Source organism: Paenibacillus sp. GCM10027628, assembly GCF_042676385.1.
Lineage (GTDB): Bacteria > Bacillota > Bacilli > Paenibacillales > NBRC-103111 > Paenibacillus_E.
In genome coordinates this window covers 176,489-200,357 of the sequence record NZ_JBHTHA010000005.1, presented here as the reverse complement: position 1 = coordinate 200,357, position 23,869 = coordinate 176,489, and the positions used below count along the sequence as shown (strand labels likewise).

15 protein-coding genes are annotated in these 23,869 nt (G+C 47.2%); 12 read left to right on the top strand and 3 right to left on the bottom strand.

Annotated elements, in window-relative coordinates:
* On the top strand, nt 1-1,269 hold the full coding sequence (gene nagZ / locus ACFQZT_RS09045) for a beta-N-acetylhexosaminidase (protein WP_379298833.1): 1,269 nt from the start codon (nt 1-3) through the stop codon (nt 1,267-1,269).
* Between the two features lie 73 nt (nt 1,270-1,342).
* Here nagZ and ACFQZT_RS09040 read toward each other — a convergent pair whose 3' ends face one another.
* Entirely contained in the window at nt 1,343-2,431 is a 1,089-nt protein-coding gene (locus tag ACFQZT_RS09040) for a YheC/YheD family endospore coat-associated protein (RefSeq protein ID WP_379298831.1), read from the bottom strand.
* A gap of 268 nt (nt 2,432-2,699) precedes the next feature.
* Here ACFQZT_RS09040 and ACFQZT_RS09035 point away from each other — a divergent pair, with 268 nt between their 5' ends.
* The 8 genes from ACFQZT_RS09035 to ACFQZT_RS09000 all read left to right on the top strand — a co-directional run bounded on the left by ACFQZT_RS09035 (nt 2,700) and on the right by ACFQZT_RS09000 (nt 17,861).
* Complete coding sequence (locus tag ACFQZT_RS09035) at nt 2,700-3,872, top strand: glycosyltransferase family 4 protein (protein WP_379298829.1); 1,173 nt, start codon at nt 2,700-2,702, stop codon at nt 3,870-3,872.
* Nucleotides 3,873-3,982: 110 nt separating this feature from the next.
* Nucleotides 3,983-9,811 (top strand): WIAG-tail domain, encoded by a 5,829-nt coding sequence (locus ACFQZT_RS09030; RefSeq protein ID WP_379298827.1) that lies wholly within the window; start codon nt 3,983-3,985, stop codon nt 9,809-9,811.
* A gap of 253 nt (nt 9,812-10,064) precedes the next feature.
* The gene (locus ACFQZT_RS09025; protein WP_379298825.1) at nt 10,065-11,096 is read left to right on the top strand and encodes a mannose-1-phosphate guanylyltransferase; all 1,032 of its coding nucleotides are present in this window, start codon (nt 10,065-10,067) and stop codon (nt 11,094-11,096) included.
* Nucleotides 11,097-11,207: 111 nt separating this feature from the next.
* Entirely contained in the window at nt 11,208-13,802 is a 2,595-nt protein-coding gene (locus tag ACFQZT_RS09020) for a glycosyltransferase (protein WP_379298823.1), read from the top strand.
* Between the two features lie 36 nt (nt 13,803-13,838).
* Nucleotides 13,839-14,720 (top strand): UTP--glucose-1-phosphate uridylyltransferase GalU, encoded by an 882-nt coding sequence (gene galU, locus ACFQZT_RS09015; protein ID WP_379298821.1) that lies wholly within the window; start codon nt 13,839-13,841, stop codon nt 14,718-14,720.
* Nucleotides 14,717-15,673 (top strand): GDP-mannose 4,6-dehydratase, encoded by a 957-nt coding sequence (locus tag ACFQZT_RS09010; protein ID WP_379298819.1) that lies wholly within the window; start codon nt 14,717-14,719, stop codon nt 15,671-15,673. The genes galU and ACFQZT_RS09010 overlap by 4 nt, the downstream gene beginning before the upstream one ends.
* A 22-nt stretch (nt 15,674-15,695) precedes the next feature.
* The gene (locus ACFQZT_RS09005; RefSeq protein ID WP_379298817.1) at nt 15,696-17,066 is read left to right on the top strand and encodes a UDP-glucose dehydrogenase family protein; all 1,371 of its coding nucleotides are present in this window, start codon (nt 15,696-15,698) and stop codon (nt 17,064-17,066) included.
* 24 nt (nt 17,067-17,090) lie between these two features.
* On the top strand, nt 17,091-17,861 hold the full coding sequence (locus tag ACFQZT_RS09000) for a HipA family kinase (RefSeq protein WP_379298815.1): 771 nt from the start codon (nt 17,091-17,093) through the stop codon (nt 17,859-17,861).
* Between the two features lie 49 nt (nt 17,862-17,910).
* Here the strand turns inward: ACFQZT_RS09000 and ACFQZT_RS08995 are convergent, their stop codons facing one another.
* Together ACFQZT_RS08995 and ACFQZT_RS08990 are read right to left on the bottom strand one after the other, a co-directional pair.
* Complete coding sequence (locus ACFQZT_RS08995; RefSeq protein ID WP_379298813.1) at nt 17,911-19,032, bottom strand: glycosyltransferase family 61 protein; 1,122 nt, start codon at nt 19,030-19,032, stop codon at nt 17,911-17,913.
* 12 nt (nt 19,033-19,044) lie between these two features.
* Nucleotides 19,045-20,175 (bottom strand): glycosyltransferase family 61 protein, encoded by a 1,131-nt coding sequence (locus ACFQZT_RS08990; protein WP_379298811.1) that lies wholly within the window; start codon nt 20,173-20,175, stop codon nt 19,045-19,047.
* Between the two features lie 232 nt (nt 20,176-20,407).
* On the opposite strand from ACFQZT_RS08990, the gene ACFQZT_RS08985 reads away from it, so the two are divergent.
* The 3 genes from ACFQZT_RS08985 (at nt 20,408) to ACFQZT_RS08975 (ending at nt 23,863) form a co-directional block, all read left to right on the top strand.
* Nucleotides 20,408-21,523 (top strand): glycosyltransferase family 4 protein, encoded by a 1,116-nt coding sequence (locus ACFQZT_RS08985; RefSeq protein WP_379298809.1) that lies wholly within the window; start codon nt 20,408-20,410, stop codon nt 21,521-21,523.
* A gap of 135 nt (nt 21,524-21,658) precedes the next feature.
* A complete protein-coding gene (locus ACFQZT_RS08980) occupies nt 21,659-22,750 on the top strand; it encodes a glycosyltransferase family 4 protein (RefSeq protein WP_379298807.1) in 1,092 nt (363 codons plus the stop codon).
* Nucleotides 22,751-22,765: 15 nt separating this feature from the next.
* The gene (locus tag ACFQZT_RS08975; RefSeq protein ID WP_379298805.1) at nt 22,766-23,863 is read left to right on the top strand and encodes a glycosyltransferase family 4 protein; all 1,098 of its coding nucleotides are present in this window, start codon (nt 22,766-22,768) and stop codon (nt 23,861-23,863) included.
* The last annotated feature ends 6 nt before the right edge of the window (nt 23,864-23,869 follow it).

Genomic DNA, 23,869 nt, shown 5'->3' with positions numbered 1-23,869 from the left:
ATGCGTCCGTTCATTAACAGGTACTTAACCTGGAGCATCCTATGCGGCGCGATGATGGTTCTTTTAACGGGATGCCTCCATCGTTCCGGAGGTAATTTGACGTCCATACAGCCATCGCTGACGCCAACACCTGCACCTACAGTGACTGCTTCGCCTGCACCATCGCCAAGTATCGTTCCAACGAAGCTGCAGCAAATGACGATCGAAGAGAAAATCGGTCAGTTAATTTTTGCAGGAATCGATGGGTATGCGATGAGCCAGCATTCGCGTGAGCTTATTGAGAACTACCACGTCGGCGGTCTCATTTTATATAAAACCAATGTGAAGGCGACGAGTCAGCTTGTGGAGCTGGTGAATGCGTTAAAGGGAGCGAATGCGGGGAACAAGCTGCCGCTCTGGCTAGGTGCAGATGAAGAAGGAGGCAAGGTGACGAGGCTTCCCGATGAAATTGTCAAGACGCCCGCCAACCAAGTGATCGGCAAGACGAATAGCAAAGACTTTGCCTATGGCGTCGGCAGCCTGCTCGGGCAAGAATTGAATGATTATGGTCTGAATGTCGATTTTGCTCCCGTGCTTGATGTGAACAGCAACCCGAAGAACCCGGTGATTGGCGATCGTTCCTTCGGCGCGAATGCGGCTATTGTGAGCTCCATGGGGGTTCAGACAATGAAGGGGATTCAGGCGCAGCAGGTGCTGCCTGTTGTGAAACATTTTCCCGGACATGGGGATACGTCAGTGGATTCGCACGCCCAGCTTCCGATTGTTCAGAACGATCTGGCCAGACTGCGTAAATTGGAATTGGTGCCCTTCGCGGAATCTTTCAAGCAGGGCGCGGATGCGGTGATGGTCGCTCATATTCTGCTGCCCAAGGTGGATGCGCAGAATCCGTCTTCCATGTCAAAGAAGATCATGACGGATTTGCTTCGTCAGGAGATGGGTTTTCAGGGCGTTATCATCACGGACGATATGACGATGGGTGCTATCCTAAAAAATAACGAGATTGGTGAAGCGGCTGTAACATCTATACTGGCCGGGGCTAATGTCGTGATGGTCGGCCATGATTATGACAAAGTCGTCACTGTATTTGACGCTCTCCGCAAAGCGGTGCAAGAGAAACGCATACCCATGGAGACGATCGATCAAAGTGTCGTTCGCGTGATGCAGTTGAAACAAAAATATCAAGTAAAGGACGAGGCCGTCCGGACGCCTGATATTGAAAAGCTGAATACAGCGGTACAGCGGCTGCTGTCCACCTATCTGCACAAATAAAAGCCTTTGCTTCCCCGGTTATTTAACCTAGGGGGAGTGAAGGCTTTTTAGCTGGCGAGGGTACTCTTCTATCTCACTCATGGTGCTGGTTGCCACCGTCTAATAAATATTTGGCATAAGCGATCGGATTATAATACGTAGATTTCCATTCCAAGAGCATATTCGCTTCGCGGAAGCTATACCGCTGATCTTTGCCATTGCATTCGATAAATAAGGGAAATCCGTCCTTGGTGATGCCGACATCGAGTCCGATATCAGCTAACTGCGGAAGCTCCTTGCTTAGATGTCTGGCCACTCTCAGGGAGAATTCGGAAACTTGGTGATAGATGAGGATGGGGTCAAGCATGGGGTACTCGGCGGCCAGAATTTCGGAAAGATTTTTGAGCTTGCCGCCCTGTGCGACATTCGTCAAAAACAATTTTCTCGACGCCACTTTGGCAACGATACCTGTTATTCCCCATGCGCCGCCGGCGCCGCGTTGTACGGATATGCGAAGGTCAAAAGGACGTCCGTTGAACGTAGCGAGCGGCAAGCGTTGTTGAACCATGTAACCGCTGCTTCTGATTTTCCTTTGCAAAATCGGCGGAATCTCCTGATCGAATTGAACTCGGCGCCAGATCTTGTTGCTGATTCTCAGGCTTTGCGGATAAAGCAGATTCCAACCGGCTCGGGTCCGGTCCATTTTCATTACGCCTCGGCCGATGCTGCTGTTCGTCGGTTTGATAATGAGAGAATCGTATGCTTCCATCATGGTTTTTATATTGGACATTGTAGCGATATAAGTGCCCGGCAGGTGAGGTCTTAGTATTTCGTCTTTTAGGAGGAGCTGGTGGATAAGCACTTTGTTGTAGCGGTTCCAGCGGTTAAAAAGAATGATGCCTCGTTTCGTCCAGCTTTCAAGTTGTTCATAGGCCATATGTTCCAGATAAACGGCACGGTTATGAATCACTTTGGGCAAATCGATCCAACTGCGGATATAACGCTCTCCCTGTTGCACATAAGCGTGTACTTTAAGTGTATCCAACTTAACATCATGAATGCGGAAAAAGCAGGGTACGACACCAAATTCCTTGCCGGCTTCGTTATAAAAGTGGATGGCTTCATATCTGGTTTTCCCCTGAGGAATGCCTTCGAACAAGGAATCGTTGACTAATATGCCCACGTAGGGATCTCCCATTGCTTCGTTTTCACTCCTTATATCCCGTCTTGAAGCAAAGCGGTGCTTGATGCAGTATATGGAACAACAAACCAGCTTGTTTGTACAGATGCTGATAGGCGGGGAGCAGAAGTGGATGTTTGACCTTAATGATCGGGCAGTCACCCAAACTAAGCTGAAAAATCCGCATATGTATAGTAAAAAGGAGCTGAAGAAGAATCGATTCGTCCCTCCCATATAGCCTGAAGGCTAAGTATTGGAAAGGAGCAAGGACATGAGCGGCTTACCCATGAGCGTTGCGATTGTAACACCCGGCGTTTTCCCCGTACCTTCGGAAACAAGCAGTTCCGTGGAACAGGTTGTCCACAAAACCGCCGAGCAGTTGGCTAAGCGCATGAAGGTTGACGTGCTTGGATGCAAGACACCCCGTCAGCCGAGCTATGAGAAGAAGGAGGGCGTGCATTATGCCAGGGTTCGATATGGAAACTCTGCTTCTTATATAGAGGGAATCAGCGGGCAGATTGCTAAGTTGAAACCAACATTCATTCAAGTCGAGAACCGGCCGAGGTTTGTGCGTTATTTGAGAAAGAAGCATCCGCTTGCCAAGATTAGTCTGGTGCTGCACTCCACAACCTTCATTTCCACGCCCCATATTAAGATTCAAGAGCTGTCCGCTTGTTTGCGTGCTGCCAATGTCATTATTGTGAACAGTGAATTTTTGAAAAAATTGCTGGGGCGCAAGGTGCCAAGCAGCGCTCATAAAATTGTAGCCCAGCATCTGGGGGTGGATATGGAGCGGTTTATATCCAAATGGTCTCCGCAAGGAGCTGAATCCCGCATCCGAAAATTGAGGGAGCTTGGCTATGAGAACCAGAAAATCATCCTCTTCGTCGGCAGACTTATACCGAAGAAGGGTGTGCACCATCTCCTGCATGCGATGATGCAGGTCATTCAAACCGAACCGAACGCGATTCTCATTGTCGTCGGGAGCGCTCAATATGGATCTGATCGTCAAACCGAGTATGTACGCAAGCTTCATAGATTGGGCGGTACGATTCCTCAGTATGTTCGCTTCGTTCCGTTTGTGTCCCACGAGGAAATTGCCAAATGGTACCAAATCGCCGACGTTGTCGCTGTTCCCTCGGCGCCTAATGAAGCGTTCGGACTTGTGAATGTGGAAGCGATGGCAACTGGGGTTCCGGTGGTCGCAACGCGTTCCGGAGGGATTCAAGAAATTGTGGCTGATGGGAATACAGGGTATTTATTCGATTACGAAAAAATTACGGAGGACCTGCCGCGATATTTGCTTCGGCTGCTTGAAAATGCCGAACTGCGGAAAGCAATGGGGGAGCAAGGTACACAGAGAGTCAAGCAATTGTTTACCTGGGAGCGCAGCGCGAAGCAGCGTTACGAACACTATCGGAAGATGTTCAAGAGACGATCCTAGATAAACTTTCCAACCTAGGTACACGCACATTTTTACGGGCTAATGTACATCTTTATGCGAGCATGAATATGTTACAAATGACTAGATCATGATGAAATGGAGAGGAGTCTATGAGCAAACGCAACAGCAATCGTGCCGTTCCTCGAAAGCCGCAAGTGCAAAGAGTGAATGCCAGTACGAATGAGCTTGATTGGTTGGATGAACCCGATACGCCCGCTCAACCCAAGCGGAATCGCACGGAGACAGAACCTGTTAAACGGGTTATAACTACGAGTGCAGCGAAAATGGCGAGTAAGCCGAAAAAAATAGAAACTCCTGTTGTTGAGAAAACGGAACCTCCAAAAACCGTACAGTCCAATACGAATCGCTCGAATACACCTGCTCCGCCACTCATTCTACTTACTGAACGAAGATCAGGTATGTCTGTTTCTACCCCTGTTGTTTACACGGACGATATCGTAGAAGAAGCGATAACCGCGGAGAAAATCGCCAATCGCGCGGTTGATGAAAGCAAGATCAAACCGCAAAGCATCGGCACCAAAGTCATTAAAGATTTTGCAATCGAGCATACCAAGCTTGCTTCATCCAGCGTGACCCGGGATAAGATCGCACAAGGCGCCATCCATGATGAACATATTGCTCTGCAAAGCATCTCGGGCGATAAGCTTCATGACCATTCCATAACGGGGAATAAGCTGGTCGATAACAGTATTACTGCAGATAAATTGGCGGATCAAGTCATCGATTCCATTAAATTAGCAGGCGGTTCCATTCTTTCACACCATTTGTCTGAAATGGTTATCTCGACGGAACTGATTGACGATCAGGCCGTAACTTCCGAGAAGATTCGAAGCGGGGCCATTCAAGCGAAGCATTTGAGCAATTATATTATTGATACGGCTAAAATTACAGATGCCACGATTACAACGGATAAGCTTCGGGATCAAGCGGTCACACAGGATAAAATTGCCGATGAAAGCGTTGGTTCCGTCCATATTCAGCCGGAAAGCATTCTTTATCAGCATCTGGCACCGGGAAGCGTGCAAAGCACGACGATTGCTCCAGGTCAGATAAACGGAATCCATATCGTAGAGAGCACGATCGAGTCGTTTCACTTGCAAAGCGAGTCCATTACGAATGATCAGCTGGCACAGGAAGCCGTTACGGAAGAGAAGATCGCTGATCAAGCGGTGACCGGCAGCAAGTTAGCCGACGAATCCGTTGGATCCAACCATCTGTTGGAAGGTTCCATCCAAACGGCACATATTGCTAAAGGGGCTATTCTTGGGGAGAACATTCGTTCTGGTGAGATCGTTTCGGAGCATTTACGCAAAGGATCCATTCTCACGAATTTACTTCAAGATGACTCTGTCACTTCAGAAAAATTAGTTGAAGGAAGCATTGGCTCGAAGCATATTCGAGAACAGGCGATTGAAACCAGACACCTTGCAGATCAGACGGTTACGACTTCTAAGCTTGCAGCGGAATCGGTTACCGGCGAACAGTTGGCTGCCGGGAGTATAGATTCGAATAAGCTCAAGGACGAAAGTATTACGTCGGAAAAAATTGCACCCAGAGCCGTGCATGGGGGGCATTTGCTTAGCAGATCTATTTTTACGGAGCATCTGGCGGATCGGTCGGTTGGCGAAGAGCAAATCGGCCTGTATGCGATCCATCGCGAGCATATTGCAGATGAAGAAATTATTACCAGACAGCTGCACGATCAAGCGATAACGACCAGCAAAATTGCCGAAGAATCGGTAACAAGCAGTAAAATCGCACCTTTCACCATCGAATCGCGTCATCTTCAAGAACATATCATTGACGGCACCCATATTAAAGAAGGCTCCATCACATCGGAACACCTGGGTGAGAATTCGATCAAGCTTGACGTATTTGCTGACCGAAGCTTGGATGGCAGTAAACTGAAAGAACAATCCATTACGGAAGAGACGCTCGCCGATAATTCCGTCACTGAGCAAAAGATTGCACCCGGCGCCATCCTATCACAGCACTTGCAAGAAGGCGCCATCCGTACATCTCATCTCAGTGATGGCGTCGTGAACGCGTCTAAAATTATGAATGAAGCCATTATGGAATCCAAACTGGCCGATTTCAGTGTGACAGGGAGCAAGATTGCAAGCAAGTCTGTCAACAGTGAGCATATCGTAGATGGAGCGATCACTGCGGCTAAACTAGCGAATGAAAGCATTCATGGCAGCAAGCTTGTTGCCGGGGCCATCCATTTGCGTCATCTTGCAGACAGTGCCGTGAACGGAGCGAAGTTGGCACCTGGCAGTGTGGACAGCAGCAAACTGGTAAGCGGATCTGTAAACAGCGAACACCTTGCCGCTGGGGCTGTAAGTGGTGCGAAGTTGGCCGAAGGCAGTGTGGACAGCGGCAAACTGGCAAGCGGTGCTGTCGGTGTCGGGCATCTTGCGGATGGAGCCGTCAGTGGAGCGAAACTGGCGCCTGGCAGTGTGGATGCGAGCAAGTTGGCAAGCGAGTCGGTAGGCAGAGATCATCTTCAAGACGGAGCGGTGAACGGTGCTAAAATAGAGGCTGGCAGTGTGGATGCCAACAAGCTGGCCAGCGGAGCCGTAGAAAATGAACATCTCGCTAACGGTGCTGTCAGCGGGATCAAGCTGGCAGCAGGCAGTGTAGACTCGAGCAAGTTATCCCTTGGAAGTGTTGGCTACGAACATCTCATCGACGATGCAGTAAGAGGGGCTAAGTTGGCGGCAGGCAGCGTAGACGGCAGCAAGTTGGCGAGCGGAGTTGTAGAGAGCGGACATCTTGCCGATGGAGCCGTTACCTGTGCAAAGCTGGCAGCGGAAAGCATAGACGGCAGTAAGCTGATGTTTGGCGCCGTAAGCAATGAGCACTTGGCTGATGAAGCGGTGAGCGGTGAGAAACTGGCTCCAGGCAGTGTGGACGGCAGCAAGTTGGTTAGTGGAGCCGTAAATAATGCACACTTGCTTGACGGAGCGGTGAACGGCGCAAAACTTGCTGATGGCAGTGTCGACAGCAGTAAACTCGCCGAAGGCTCTGTAAATAATGAACATCTTGCAGACAACGCCATTAGCGGCAATAAACTGTCGGCAGGCAGTGTGGACGGAAGCAAGCTGGCGAGAGGCATTGTGGATAGCGAGCATCTTGCTGAAGGAGCTGTAAACCGAGCCAAGTTGGCGGCGGGAAGCGTGGATGCGAGCAAGCTGGTCAGCGGAGCCGTAGAAGGTGAGCACCTCGCTGACGGTGCTGTTAGCGGTGTCAAGTTGGCGGCAAGCAGCGTGGATTCAAGCAAGCTAACGATCAACTCCGTGTTCGGTAAGCATCTGGCAGACGGGTCGGTCAGCGCAACCAAACTGGCAACAGGCAGTGTGGACGGCGGCAAGTTAGCGAGCGGGGCTGTAAGCGGCGATCACATTGCCGATGGGGCTGTAAGCGGAGCGAAGCTGGCAGCAGGCAGTGTGGACGGCAGTAAGTTGGTGAGCGGTGCGATCAGCAGCGAACACTTGGCGGACGGTGCGATCAGCGGCAGTAAGCTCGGTGAAGGCAGCATAGACGGCAGCAAACTTGGTATTGAAGTGATCGGCAGTGAGCATTTGACGCCCGGGTCGGTAGATAGCACCAAACTGGCAAGCGGAGCAGTAGGCACCGGGCATCTAATGGACGGAGCGGTGAACGGAACGAAGTTGGCGGCCGGCAGCGTGAGCTCCAGCAAGCTGGCAAGCGGTGCCGTGGAAGGCGAACATCTGGCAGACGGCGCCGTCAGCGGAATCAAGTTGGCAGCGGGCAGTGTGGATGCGAGCAAGCTGGCGAGCAACTCGGTCTTCGGTAAGCACTTAGCCGACGGTGCTGTCAGCGCGGCTAAATTGGCAGCAGGCAGTGTGGACGGCAGCAAGCTGGCGAGCGGAGCTGTTGAGACCGAGCATCTTGCCGATGGAGCGGTCAGCGGAGCAAAGCTGACAATGGGCAGTATAGACGGCAATAAGCTGGCCATGGGAACCATCCGCAGCGAACACTTGGCAGACGGCGCGATTAGCCTTAGCAAGCTGGCAGCAGGAAGCATATCCGGCAGTATGTTGGCTTTAGGCGAGATCAGCAGCGAGCACCTGGTTGACGGGACGATTATCAGCGCAAAATTGGCCAACGATGCCGTATACGGAGAGCATCTGGCTGACGGAGCGGTAAGCAGAGACAAATTGGCGGATGGCAGCGTTGATGGCAAGAAGTTGACGAATGGGGCTGTAAGCAGCGACCATCTCGCTGAAGGAGCAGTGACAGGAGCCAAATTAGCGGTAGGAAGCGTAGACGCGAGCAAGCTGGCAAGCGGTTCGGTATACGGTGAACACCTCGAAGATGGTGCCGTAAGTGCAGCGAAATTAGCCGCAGATAGTGTGGACAGCAGCAAGCTGGCAAAAGGAGCTGTAGGTGAAGAGCATCTCGCGGATGGAGCCGTCAGCGGAGCAAAGTTAGCTGATGGCAGTGTGGATGGCAGTAAGCTGTTGAACGGCACGATTCGTGGCGAACACTTGGCGGATCGCACAATAAGCGGCAACAAGCTTGAAGTCGGTGGTTTAAGCGGCGAACATCTGGCAGACCGATCGATTGACCGCAACAAGTTGGCAAACGGAGCCGTATTTGGCGAGCATCTCGCAGATGGGGCCATAAGCGGAAATAAGTTGGCTGCAGGAAGTGTGGATTCAAGCAAGCTGTCGTTCAGTTCGGTTTATGGCGAACATCTGGCTGATGGAGCGGTCAGCGGAGCGAAGCTGGCAGAGGGCAGTGTAGATAGCAGCAAGTTGACCGCGTGGGCGGTCAATAGCTATAACCTTGCGGACGGAGCGGTAGAAGGGGCGAAGTTGGCGGCAGGGAGTGTAGATGGAAGAAAGCTGGTAAACGGCTCAATCCATAATGAACACCTGGCGGATGGCGCGATTAGCGGCAGCAAGCTGGCGGATGGCAGTATAGACGGCAATAAGCTTATGCATGGAATTATTAGCAGTGACCATCTGGCACCTGGCAGTATAGACAGGAGCAGTATGGCAAGTGGCGCCATCAACAGCGAGCATCTAGCCGATGGTGCGGTAAGCGCAGATAAGCTGGCTGCAGGCAGTGTGGACGGAAGCAAACTGGCAAAAGGCGTTGTGAAAGGCGAGCATCTGGCAGACAACTCGATTAGCGGAACGAAGCTAATGGCAGGAAGCATAGACGCGAGCAAATTGGCGTACAGCGCGGTGTATGGTGAACATCTTGCGATTGGTTCAGTCGGCATGGCGAAGCTTGCACCTGGCAGCGTGGATGGCAGCAAGCTGGCGCAAGGTGTTATCAGCAGCGAGCATATCGCGGATGGTGCGATAAACGGCGTGAAGCTCGCGGGGGGCAGTGTGGACGGCAGCAAGCTGGCGACAGGTGCAGTGAACGCCGAGCATCTGGCACCCGGCAGCATAGATGGCAGCAAGTTAGCGATCGGATCCGTAGGCAACGAACATTTAGCAGACGGCAAGATTAGCGGGAGCAAGCTGGTCGTGGGAAGTATTGACGGTAGCAAGCTGGCTATCGGCTCCGTTTATGGTGAGCACCTTGCGATTGGTTCAATCAGCGGTTCCAAGCTCACGGAAGGAAGCGTGGATGAGAGCAAGCTGTCATTCCGGACGATACAGCTTCCAGTTTCGAAGTCAAATACGATTCAGCAATTCGGTCTTGCTTCTTTCGACTTCAAAGTGCATGACGAACCCGTCGACGTACAGATTTATTTCGATGATGCCTTCGCTGATTTGAATTATGTATTAGTTGCCACGACCAACCATACGGCTTGTTATACGGTTGTCAAGCAAAAGTTCACAAACTATGCAATCTTGTCAGTCGTACGCACAAGATTCTCAGCGGAAATCTATGGCATCATCAACTGGATTGCAACAGGGACAAAAGCATAACGGATGTTCAAACAGGCAGGATCGCGCCAAACAGGTGATCCTGCTTTTTGTTGTACAGGAAATTATGCGCAGCTTATTTCATTTGAAAAGGGGGACTTGTGTAGACACGAAACCATTTTTCTTGGTGACTGTTATTCGTCCATTTTTCGAATGGGTAATGAGCATAGAATGGAGGAGGATTTTAAATGCTGCGATGTGGTCGTTTATGAAGCTAGTTTAGCTAAAGTAAAACGCCGAAGGAGATGAGTCTCTGATGAAAGTGGTGATTATGGCAGGCGGTAAAGGATTGCGGTTCTGGCCAAGAAGTGTAGAAGAGAGGCCTAAGCAATTCTTGGCGCTGACTTCCCACGATAGCATGCTCCAGCAGACGTACAACCGCTTTCGCAAATATGTGGACGTTGCTGATATTTATGTGGTCTCTGGATCCTCCTATATCCCTTTAATTCTTGAGCAATTGCCGCTATTAGAACCCAGCCGTTTAATTGTTGAGCCGGAAAGGCGGGATACGGGGCCTTGCATCGCACTAACGGCACGATTTTTTTTACAGCAGCATATAGACGATGTGTTGGTAACTGCGCCATCAGACCAGTACATTCCAGACGATCAAGCATTAATGAAAGCACTGTTCGAAGCAGAACAATTAGCAACCAGGGATGAGTCGATCGTCACTTTAGGCATTATCCCTACACGTCCGGAGACGGGATACGGGTATATCCAGGCAACCCCGGAGACGGTCATAGGTCAAGCTAAACGTGTCTTGAAATTCGTAGAGAAACCGAATGAACAGCGGGCTCGGGAATTGATGCTTGAACCGGATACGTATTGGAACAGCGGTATCTTTGTATGGAAACCATCCACGATCGATTATTATATGAAATTTTATCAAAGAGACATGTGGAATAAACTTTGGCTGTCGGGTGAGTCACTAGAGCGCGTGTATGCAAGTCTGCCCAAACTCTCTGTGGATTACGCCATTCTTGAAAAAGCGGAGTCCGTGTATACAATCCCCGTTCATTTTGCGTGGGATGACGTCGGTACTTGGACGGCACTGGAACGTGTGTACCCGCGGGATGATCAGGGGAATCTCCTATTTGGCGACATCTCTCCGCTTCGAGTGAATAACTCGATCATATATGCAGAGAATCAAAAAGTGATCGCAATCGGTGTTGAGGATCTGATCATCGTCTCCACCAAAGAAGGGCTGCTTGTTAGCAGAAAATCAGAGGAACAACACATTAAGCACGCTTTGAACCTGATTGAATCTACGTTTCCAAAGCCTGAGTAAAGGACGGGCGCCAAATTTCCAAATCATCTGGTCAGCGGTCTATATGGGCTTTCATCTTATGCATACTATAGGAAAAATAGAGAATTCAAGATCCTTATAGGCGGTGAACGTATGAATATCGCATTTGATATGACATTTACGCTTACGGAGTCCAAAAATCGAAGGATCGGTAAGTATGCCAAGAAGTTGATCCGCTCGATTAGAAGGGAGCAGCCCGAACACACCTACCATTTTTTTTATCCGGATATGGGGGCAGGCGGATTGTCCTTGCAGGGTCAGCTGGAGCGATTTATACATGATCGGGAAATTAACCTTTTTCAAATCCTCAGTCCGTTTGAGTTGACGTTTCCTCTCCTCAACAAAGCATGGTTCGGCAAGTCGAAGGTGGCTGTGCTTCTGCAAGAATTCGCTCCTGCGTGTTCTCCATCTAGGGGATTGGATGAAGCCGAAATCCGTGCAAGGTACACCAAGGCACTGGATTTTGTTGCATCTTGCGATTTGATTCTGGTTAACTCTGATTCGCTCAAGCAAGAAGCTATCCGCACAGCAGGTATAGCCCCGGAAAAAATCAAGTTGATTTTCGGCGGGATGGATAAACGGTTTAAAAATATGCCGGTCCGAATGGAGGATTTGAGGAAGTACGGCATTCATAAGCCCTATGTCATGGTAACCGCAGATGTAACAGACATGCAGTATTTGCCGGTGTTCATTCGTGCTTTTGAACGGGCAAACGAGCAGATGAACGACCATTATCAATTGGTGATCACTGACCATGTGTATCTGACAGAAAATGAATTCCTGAGTGATGCGGCGGGTAAGGGCAGTACAACCTTGGATTTTGTACGAATCAATCACGTACCCGATGGTGAGTTGGTGAAACTTTATAACGGCGCGAAGCTGTTCGTCTATCCTTCAGTTGACGAGGGGGCTAAGGAATCTCTACTGGAGGCAATGGCTTGCGGTACCCCCGTGCTGTTGTTCGATCGAGCTTCGGTTCATTCTATTTCCAGGGATGCTGTATATCCGGTCGATCCATCTAACGAAGAAGACATTCAAAGAGCGTTGGCCGAGTGCTTGCCCAATGAGGAGTTAATAATGGAACTGCGAAATAAAGGTTATGATCGGATCGATCAGTTGGATCGAAATATGGCAGACACTAAGGCGATTGAGGCCTATAAAAAAGTATTGCGAAAAAGAATTGCTGTCTTTGCCCCGCTTGCCCCGCTAAACACGGATATTGCTGATTATATGAATGTCATCCTCCCTTCACTAAGCGAAATTTATACCTGTGATCTGTTCGTTGATGAAGGATACGCGCCTGTTCTGCCTCCCGATGTCGAGGAAAGTCAGTTTGGACGAATAAGCCATCATTCGGAATTCTCACACAAAGCCGGAGATTATGATGAAATTATTTATCATATTGGAAGCGGCAGTCATCATGCCTATATGGTGCCGCATATGCGAGAATATCCTGGGATTGTTGTATTGCACAATCTTCCTCAAGATTTGGATGCCAACTTGAATACGGCCAAGTCGATTATCGTTCACAATCGATTCATGAAAAAATATTTGAAACAAAAAGGCTACAGCAATGTTGCTTTCATCCATTTGCCGCAAAAGCTGCCGGTGATGATCTCCTTAATAACGGATCGTGAATTTATATTTTCAAGCTTTGGACGGATTAACGAAAACAATCATATTGAACTTGTGCTCCGCTGCCTGAAGAAATTGTACGATGAAGGGCATACGGATATTCGCTATATCGTCAACGATCAAGGATCGTCCCAATATCTCAATAAATTGAAAGCATTCGTACAGGTGCTGGAACTCGGCGAGGTCGTTGAGTTTAAGGGATATGCCGATAAAGCGGAGTATCAAACTAGACTAAGCCATTCCGATGCTTGTATACAGTTGCATTATCCTACTGAGGGCGAGGCATCGGGAACGCTGATCGACATTTTATCACATGGAAAAGCTACGATTATATCGAACGTCGATGCCTATACCGAACTGCCCGACGAAGTCGTTTGTAAAGTCGCACATGATCATCAATTAGAGACAAAATTATTGATTTCCATGCAGCAATTATACAAAGATAAGGGGCTCCGCAAACAGCTGAGACTGCGTTCCAGAAAATATGTGACTGAACATCATCGGATTTCAAAATATATAGACAACTTAAACCGAATCGTTGAAAACGGCGTTGTCGACGAGCCGGAAGATATATTCGCCGCAGGGCGGCCTTCAGTTGATGAAACGAAGCCCAAGGCTGAACCGGCGGTGCCTCCAGCTGATCAGAAAACGATCTACCTACGACCTAACCGCTATCGCCGCATCCTGCATGGCGGCAGGCCTGTCTCTTATTTTTCTTTTAATCTGGATGAACTTCCGCCTGAATGCAAGATTCAAAATGCCGTTTTGGAAATCCAGGCTGAAACGAAAGTGTTTCGTGTTCATCGTATTAGTTCTGAGTGGAATAGTAAAAGTATATCACGCAGAAAACCGCCTATTCGAAAATATCCCATCTACAAACATATTCTCGCCAAGAAAACGGAACCAAGCCGAAGCACATTATTTACATGGGAATGCACAAGACTCGCGAGAAAATGGAAGAAGGATCAATCGAGCAATCATGGTATATATGTACCCCAAGTTTCAGCTGAGAAGAAACCTAAACTTCGCTTGATCGTGAGCGGGAACTTTTAAGCTGACGCTACAATCGGTAAAGAAAGAGGGAAGGCAATGAATAAGATTAAAAAAGCTATTATCCCTGCTGCCGGTCTAGGAACCCGATTTCTTCCTGCCACAAAAGCGATGCCCAAGGAAATGCTGCCCATTGTTGATAAGCCGACCATTCAATATATCGTTGAAGAAGCAGTAGATTCAGGCATTGAAGACATCCTGATCGTTACCGGGCGCAGCAAGCGGTCCATTGAGGACCATTTCGATATTAACTACGAACTGGAATTCAATTTGAGAGAAAAGAACAAACATAATCTGCTGAAAATGGTAGATGACATTAACAACCTTGTAAATATTCATTATGTGAGGCAAAAGCAGGCACTCGGTCTAGGGCATGCGATTTGGTGCGCACGAAAATTTATTGGCAACGAGCCGTTTGCCGTATTGCTCGGCGACATGATTATCGATAGCGATATCCCCTGTCTCAAGCAGCTTATGCAAATCTACGAAGAGAAGCAAGCATCCGTGATTGCCGTGGAAGAGGTCAGTTGGTCCGATGTCAGCAAGTACGGAATTGTGGAGGGGAAGCTCATTGCGGATCGCCTATTTCAAGTCAGCAATTTAGTGGAAAAGCCGCTTGCCTCCCCTCCTTCCAATGTGGCTATCGTAGGCAGATATATACTGGAACCTGAGATTTTTCCTATATTAGAAGGGATTCCAGTGGGAGTAGGCGGCGAGTTTCAGCTGACGGATGCTCTGCAGGAGCTCGTTCAAAATCACAGTTTGTATGCGTACAAATTTGAAGGAAAACTATACGATGTAGGAGATAAATTAGGATTTTTAAAGGCAACGGTAGAATTGGCCTGTAAAAACGAATCTTTGAAAGAAGAGTTTCAGAACTATCTCCACCGCATGTTATTAGGAGGAGGCGAATCGGAGTGAAGAAGGTACTGATTACAGGCGTTGCCGGGTTTATGGGATCCCATTTGGCTAAGCAGCTAGTTGCCCAAGACATACAAGTCATTGGTCTTGATAATTTCAGTAGCGGAAGAATTGAAAATGTACAAGAGCTATCCCGTTCAGAACTCTTCACTTGCATACCTTGTGATATCGTTCAATCAACAACCTTGTTGATACCTGAACTAGAAGGTATAGAGGAAATCTATCACTTGGCTTCCCCGGCATCTCCAAAGTATTATCAGGCGAATCCGATTGCAACGATTGAAGTGAATACCCTTGGTACCAAGCACATGCTCGAATTGGCTTTGCGCAACAAGGCGAAGTTAGTCTTTACAAGCACTAGTGAAGTCTATGGCGATCCGGAGGTTCATCCGCAGCATGAAGCATATCGTGGTCATGTAAACACGTGGGGGCCGAGGGCTTGCTATGATGAAGCCAAAAGGCTCGGTGAAGTGTTTTGTTATGAATATGCGTACCGTTATGGGTTGGAGGTTAAGGTTGCCCGTATCTTTAATACGTATTCGGCGGGAATACGAAACGATGATGGCCGGGTGATTACCAACTTTATCAACCAGGCCCTTTCGAATCAAGATATGACGGTATATGGCGACGGATCTCAAACCCGTTCTTTCTGTTATGTCGACGATACTTTAGCCGCACTCAAGCTTATGATGGAACGGGATCAAGCGAACGGTCAATTAATCAATATCGGCAATCCCGTTGAAGTGACGATTCTTGAGGTGGCGCAAATGATTAAGAGAATGACCAATTCCTATAGCAGGATTACATTCGGCCCGCTGCCAGAGGATGATCCGAAAGTCAGACGGCCGGTAATCGATAAGGCGAGATCGATATTGGGCTGGGAACCGCTCGTTGAATTGTCGGAAGGCTTGCGCCGAACGATCGAAGCATACAGGGTACAGCTGTTAAAGTAATCGTCAGGAGGGGATCATCGCCATGAAGGTTGTCTGTGTGGGTTCAGGCTATGTCGGCAGCGTAACGGGAACAGCTCTAGCTGTTTTAGGATATCCGACAATCATTATTGATACGGATGCACGCAAAGTGAAAGAAATAAACGCCGGCAAAAGTCCTATTTATGAACCTGGTCTTGCATCAATGATTTCACAGATGGTAAGTAGTTCCATGCTCTCTGCCACACAAAATTATGAATGCGTATATCACGCCGATGTTGTCTTTATCGCAGTAGGGACGCCATCGCGATCTGATGGGACAGCCGACCTGAAGTACGTCAAGTCAGCGGCTAGAAGCATAAGCAAGCATCTCAATCCTGGCAAATTTACAGTGATTGTAAATAAATCTACGGTTCCAGTGGGTACAGCTGATCTGGTTGCATCCATCATCGAAGAAACGTCTGGGCTTAGGCATAACCGGCATTTTGCAGTGGTCAGCAATCCGGAATTTCTAAGAGAAGGTTATGCGCTGGAGGATGTGTTCTTCCCCGATCGGATTGTCATCGGAACGATCAATCCGAAAGCTAGGGCCATCATGAGGAAAATGTACTCGCCTTTGTTAGAGCGTGTAGATTTTGACATTCCTTCGCAGGAGCACGCAAGGATAAGCAATTACAGTGCGCCCAAGCCCGTCTATTTCGAATGTGATACGAAAAGTGCGGAATTGATTAAATATGTATCGAATGCCTTTCTATCGGTCAAGATCAGCTATATTAACGAAGTTGCCAGGCTCTGTGATCTTGTCGGCGCCAATGTACTTGATGTTGCGCAAGGCATGGGGCTTGATTCACGCATTGGAAATAAATTTCTACAGGTATCCAGCGGCTGGAGTGGCAGTTGTTTTCCCAAAGATACCGCAGAGATTTTAACGGCAAGTCAAAAATACGGCAGTGAACTTTCCATTGTAAAAGCGGCGATCGATGCGAATAGAAGCATGCATGATTACTGCATTCAGAAAATCGAGAGGCGCCTATCGACTTTAAAGGGGAAAAAGATTGGTATTCTAGGTTTGACTTTTAAGCCAAATACGGATGATGCCCGCAGTACGCAAGCTTCTTATATCATAGAGAGACTTATAGAATTAGGGGCTAGTGTAGCTGCTCATGATCCGCAGGGCATGGAAATGTTTCAGAGACTAAATCCTCATTTGCCGGTTCAATATTGCAACGATCCGGAAGAAACGGCGGTTAGCGCAGACGCCCTGATGCTTTTGACGCATTGGGAGGAGTACCGCATGTTGAAATGGGATATGATTTCCTGGAAGATGAGAAACAGATATATGCTCGATACACGGAATTTTTTAATAAATTTGAATCTCAATGAATTAGGATTTTGTTATGAAGGTATAGGTGTATAGGATGTTCTGAAGAGGAGAGTCAGCATGGGGAAATTAAAGCCGGTTTCCTATATACGATCTATGTCCAGAGGCAAATCATCACCACATTTGATTGAGTTCAGTGATCATCACAACTACGTAGTGAAATTCAAGAATAATCCTCAGGGGAATTGGGTACTTATCAACGAGTATATCGTGAATAACCTCGCCAGTTTGCTGGAACTGCCCATTCCTCGATATAAGGTAGTTCGTATTTCCAAGCAATTTATTGAGGAAAACGAAAACTTACATCAAAAAAATTTCAAATCAGGAAAGCAGTTTGCCAGCAGATATACAAAGCATTCGTTACACGTCACTGATCTGAAGGGACGTCCTGTCAAGGATCAAATCAACAACTTGAATCAGGTCGGCGGACTGCTCGTCTTTGATCATTGGGTGAGCAATTCGGATCGTAATTTGAAAAATTTGCTGCTAAGGCCAGTCGGTCATCAATACTATTTTGAAATGATAGACCATGCGAATTGTTTTAACATAACCCCGAATAATCCGGAAAGGGAGTTCCTTCCATTGCAAGTGAGAAAGGGAAAATTGTACCGGTGGTTCAATTCCTTAATAGATCACAAGAAGCAGTTAACCTCCTATGTAGAGAAAATCAGTGAGATCAAGAATGAGGATATCCATACCATTATTCATTCCTTGCCCGGAGACTGGAAAGTATCGGATAAGGAAAAAGAAAAATTATACTCGCACATTAAATATGCGAAAAAAGCGCTTCCCGGTATTATTGATGACTATTGGAAAGCGAATTTCGAATAAAAATATCCGACATGTACCCCTCTGTCAGGTGTACCCATGTCGGATATTTTCATTGGATTCCGGCCATCTTCAATATTTCCCTAACATCGCTTAGACGAACGGTAATATTCGCTTTTCTGTCATGAGGATCTACATATTCGGGAGGTCTCTCTCCCTCGCCTATAATGTAATAATGCCGATGACCCAGAAGACTGCTCAGAATCGGGTAGCAGTTATGGACAAGGCTGGGTGCGAGAAATTCAATGACCTTCGTTCCCGGGTCACTGAACAGAACGTTGGTCAAGCCGGCTCCATGCGGGGCAACTACGACCTTGGCGGAAGCGAAAATTTGAATTTGTTCGGCGACAGACTTCTCCTCAAGTCTAATGCTTTGAAAACCATACTTGGCGAGGAGCCCCATTACCTCCTCTTCATTAAGCAGTTTCCTTTTACCGGCATTCGCACGGCTTATAAAGATCCTTTCGAACCCTTTCACAGGTTCGATTTTTTTGTTTATCATTAATTCCTGCCGAAGAAAGTCGCAAACCCACTTGGGGCGGATGCCCCTCGAGAAATGGGGGATGATCAGTTTTTTCGCCTGTAGATGAAGACCGGAGTGACTCACGATTACTTTCTCCTTGGGAATCCCCAGAGCTTCTAGGGTTTCGTATTGAAATGGCGCCATTCTTCTCCCGTTAATGATATATGCGTCAGCTTGGATTCCACATTGTTTCATGATGTGAAGGCGTGGGAGAACATCCAGCATCCAGTGGTAATAGATCCTGCTATCCTTGATACTGAGCAAGGCTAATGTTTTAGTCGTCTTTTTCACCGGGGGTAAACGATTCTGCTGAAAGATGGAATGCTGATCCGGCATTATGTTTTTTTCACGCGAGTGCTCCCAAATCAATTTATGATCCGGTGTTAGAATGTCCGGCTTTGCTCCGTAAACCCTCCCCTTTGTGATAATGTCAATACGTCCGTTCCGCTGCTTAAAGGGAGCTGTGGACTCTGAGAAGCGAACGGTCCAAAAGGTGGGATTTTCCAGGCCGGTAGGCTCGGTAAGGAACACGGGATCATCAAAAAGTACATTCTTCATATATTTCTTTTTGCGTAAATTCGACGCGACAATCCAATCCTTTATTGAATTGTAGTAACCGTCAGGCGTGTTAGTCCGGTCCGTATGTTTCATAATCACACGCTCCTACTTCTTATGAATGTCGGCCATTTTCAATAGCTTAGATAAGGAATTAAGATTAATAACAATATCTTCCTGCAAATCTCTCGAATGCCTGCGTCTTGTGGATTGTAAGTCTTCGCCGATTAAGTAGTAATAATCCAATTTCATATAGCTGCTAATAATCCAATAGTATTCTCTCACATATTTAGGTGAAAAGATCTCGATCAGCTTAGTGTCCGGATTCGTAAAAACCAGATTTGCCAATGCGGCTCCGTGAGGGGCGACAATGATTTGGGCGGATTGAAATACACGGATTTGTTCCGCGTGTGACAGTGATTCCAGATGAATGCATCGAAACCCGTATTCCTTCAGAAGTTTCCTCACTTCGTCTTCATTCCGCACATTTCTTCGATCCGCACGGGCACGGCTAATATAAATACGCTCATATTTTTTGGAAGGGTTGTTCTTGTTGCATGCCGACAGTTCATTTCTCAAGAAATCACATGCCCATTTTGGATAAAAGTGCTCGTACCGTCCCCAGCCGGAAAAAGTATCGACAACGACCATTTTTTTGGCTTTTAAATGGAAGTTTTCGTCCGTCATGATGATTTTCTCTTTAGGAATGCCTAATGTGTCTAACATTTCCTCATATGGAAATTTGCCTGGCCGGCTGATGAGATACTTGTCTATGGGAATCTCGCTTTTGCGCAGAAGCTTAATTCGCGGCAAGATGTCTAGCATCCAGTGAAAATAATTGTGCGTGTATTTAAACGCTAGAACTCCTATAGTTTGGTTGGTACTACGGGGATCCGGGAGACGTTTCTCCCCATTTTCAATAACCGCTTTGGTCACACTCTTGAGCACTTTGTTGTCAGGAGTCAGAAGCACTCCCTTGATTCCATAGATCCGGCCATTTTCGATAACGGCTACTCTAGCCGCTATCTTGGATGCTCTTTTTTCCCATCGATCAGCCACATTGCGAAAGTGCTCGTGAAGCTCTTTATCAATTCCTTTTGGCGTAACTAAGGGGACGGATTGCTTGAATTTGAATTCTCTATAAACAGGTTGGCCATTGAAGGCACTTCTTTCTTTAGACCAATTTTTGAGACTAATATAGTGTTTCTTGGATGGAATGCTTCTTTCGGAATCCGACAACGAAGGTCACCTCTGTCATGTTCTTATTGTCCCTTACATTTCTTATACCGCTTAATATCAATTATTTTATGATGCTATTAGGATCATGGCATCGGCATATATCGGAGTCCAAACAAATAGATTTAAGAAACTTTATAAAAATTGGATTCGTGCAGGGGGAGATTAACCCAACACGGGCATGAACAGGTATAAATATACTGGAGATAGAGGTCTAGAAAGGACGGTGCATCCATTGGACTTGAACATGAACATTCTATTCAAGGGCTACTTTTATACCGGAAGCGGATATGCCGAAGGCAACCGGGCATTGCTCCGTATACTAGATCAGTCCGGATACCGGGTCCGAATCGCAGCCAGGGATAAAGAACCCGACAAACGCATGGCCTTAACAGCGGAAGAAATCGACTATGTGTCCTCCTTTGAGCATACGAAACTATCGTCGAATGATATTTTCCTTTTTCGGGGTTCGGGTTCAGCGCTTCATACCCACCCCGATTTTCGAATCAATATTGCACATACGACATTTGAAACCGATCGTCTGCCTGCTTCATGGGTACCGAAATTAAATCGATTTAACGAGGTCTGGGTTCAGTGTAATTTCAACAAAAGAACGTTTGAATCTTCCGGCGTCAAAGTGCCGTTGCGATTTATTCCGTATTTTTTTAACGATTCGCAATATCATCCGCAAGGTGAACGGTTTGCACTCCCCTTACCGCAATCATTTATATTTCTATCGGTCTTCGATTTGATTGAACGTAAAGGATATGATTTGCTGCTTCGTGCATATCTGAATGAGTTCACAGCCACGGATGACGTGGCGCTCGTGATCAAAGTTCGCAATCGTGAAAACGTAGAGAAATTGGAAACGATCATCAATGCCCATCCGAAACAGAAAGATGAGCGTCCGCCGATTTACATTGTGGATCAGATGCTGCAAACACCGGATTTGCTCAGCTTATACAGAGCGTGCGACGCTTTTGTCCTTCCTACACGGGGGGAAGGCTGGGGAAGACCCTTTTTTGAGGCCATGTTGATGGAAATGCCCGTTATTGGAACGAACTGGAGCGGGCAGACCGAGTATATGCATGCCGGTAATTCCTATTTGATCGATGTGGAAAAGCTGGTTCCAGTCCAATTAAAGGACCATCCGGATCCTTCCAAATACGATGGACATTATTGGGCGGAGCCTTCGAAATCGGACTTACAGAAAAAAATGAGATATGTCGTTGAACATCAGCAAGAGGCAAAAGCAATGGGGAAGAGAGCAAGAATTGAGCTGTTACAAACGTATAGCTTGCAAAAAGTCGCGAATCAAGTAGTGAAGGAAATAAATAAATTCAGCCTATGAGTGCCCATCCGCGAATAATTAGGTGAACTAGACTAGTGCGGTGTCGAAATAGGGAAAACCCCAATATGTTAAATAAAACGTGTCGTTCCTGAGTGGATTGCGTTTGCGGATCGTAAGAAGGATGGTGGGTTCCGGATGAACATTTTGCTGGAGGGGATATTCTATAATGGACACGGCTTCGCGGAAGGAAACCGAATCTTGCTTCGCATCCTCGATCAGGCGGGTTATCGTGTCCGGATATTGGCCAGAGATACGGCGGATAAACAACTCGTATTGAACTCCAGAGAAATCCAATACATCGCTTCTTTTGAAAAGAACAAATTAAAATCCAATGACATTTATATTTGTAATTTCGTTGGATCCTCCATACGGCATAATCCGGATTTCCGCATCAATATTGCCCGCACGACGTTTGAAACTGACCGGATTCCAAGCAGCTGGGTAGCTGAATTGAATAAATTCGAGGAAGTATGGATACAAAGCACATTTAATCTCAATACCTTTACATCCTCTGGGGTAACTGTCCCCCTCCGGTTCATTCCTAATTTTTTTGACCTCCACATGTACGATGTAAAAAGTCAGAAATTATCGCTGCCGATTCCGGATGGCTATACATTTCTATCTGTCTTTGACCTTCAGGAACGCAAGGGTTACGATATTCTGCTTCATGCTTTTCTTCAAGAATTTTCATTTCAGGATGAAGTGGCCTTGGTCATTAAGATACGCAATAGCGACAATATCAACAAGTTGCACGAGATCATTGAAGATCATCCTAAGCCAAAAAAGGAAAGACCTAAAATTTACATCATTGACCAAATGTTATCTACGCAGGAGCTTCTCAGCTTGTATAAAGCTTGCGATGCGTTTGTTCTCCCGACTCACGGGGAGGGATGGGGAAGGCCGTTTTTTGAGGCTATGCTGCTGGAAATGCCGGTGATCGGCACGAATTGGAGCGGGCACACGGAATTTATGAACGAACGGAACTCGTTCCTCATCCAAGTTGAGCGATTCACCCATATACAAAACAGCGATTTCCCTTTGTTTAACGGTCATTATTGGGCGCAGCCGTCCGTAGCCGATTTGCAGCGGAAAATGCGGTATGTCTATTCGCACCCGGAGGCAGCCAAGGAAATCGGTCAAAAGGCACGCAGCGATCTATTGAAAAACTACAATCTAGGTGAGATTGCTGAAAGGGTAAAGAAAGAAATCAATAAGTTTCGTGCCTGAAGGAAGGTGGGGACTATGAATATCTTGTTGGACGGGAAATTTTATAATGGGCACGGGCTTGCGGAGGGGAATCGCATCTTGCTCAGAATCCTCCATCATGCAGGATATCGCGTAAGGATCTCGGCGCGAGATAAGGCTGACAAACATAAGGTATTGCCTGCGAGTGAGGTGAAGTTCATTTCCTCGTTCGAGAATACCCAATTAACTTCGAATGATATTTATTTCTATAACTGGGTCGGTTCCAATGTCCGATACAACCCCGAGTTTCGTATCAATATCGCTAGAACGACGTTCGAGACAGACCGGATTCCTGATTTTTGGGTGACAGAGTTAAATAAATTTAACGAAGTGTGGGTTCAGAGCACGTTTAATCAAAAGACGTTCACCTCCTCGGGCGTAACCGTTCCCTTACGATTGATTCCCAACTTTTTTGATCTTAGTGAATTTACACCGCAAGGGCCTAAATTAATGAACTCATTTTCAGAGTCTTTCTTATTTCTGTCTGTTTTCGATTTGAAGAAGCGTAAAGGTTACGATGTTCTCCTGAACGCGTTTCTGAATGAATTTTCAAGTGATGAACCTGTGGCCTTAGTGATTAAGATTCGGAATAACAGCAAAACCGAGGTGATCGAGCAATTGATCGAGGGTCATCATAAGCCGAAAATGGAACGGCCTCGTGTCTATATGATCGATCAAATGTTGTACATGTCAGACATTCTTAGCTTATACCGCATGTGTGACGCGTTTGTGCTCCCGACCAGAGGAGAGGGATGGGGAAGACCTTTTTTTGAAGCGATGTTAATGGAAATGCCGGTGATTGGTACGGATTGGAGCGGGCATACCGAATTCATGAATGAACAGAACTCTTACCTGATTCGGGTGAAGGGCTTGACTCCCATTGAGAATGAAGCGTCCCTGTTCAACGGTCATTATTGGGCGGAGCCATCGAGGAAGGACCTGCAGAAGAAAATGAGATATATATTCGAGCATCAAGAGGAAGCGAAAGAAGTCGGCAAAAATGCACGCAGGGACTTGTTGCAGAAATACAATGCACGTGTTGTAGCCAGAAGTGTAGTTCAAGAAATAGAAAAATATCAGGGGATATTCAGATGAATCGGG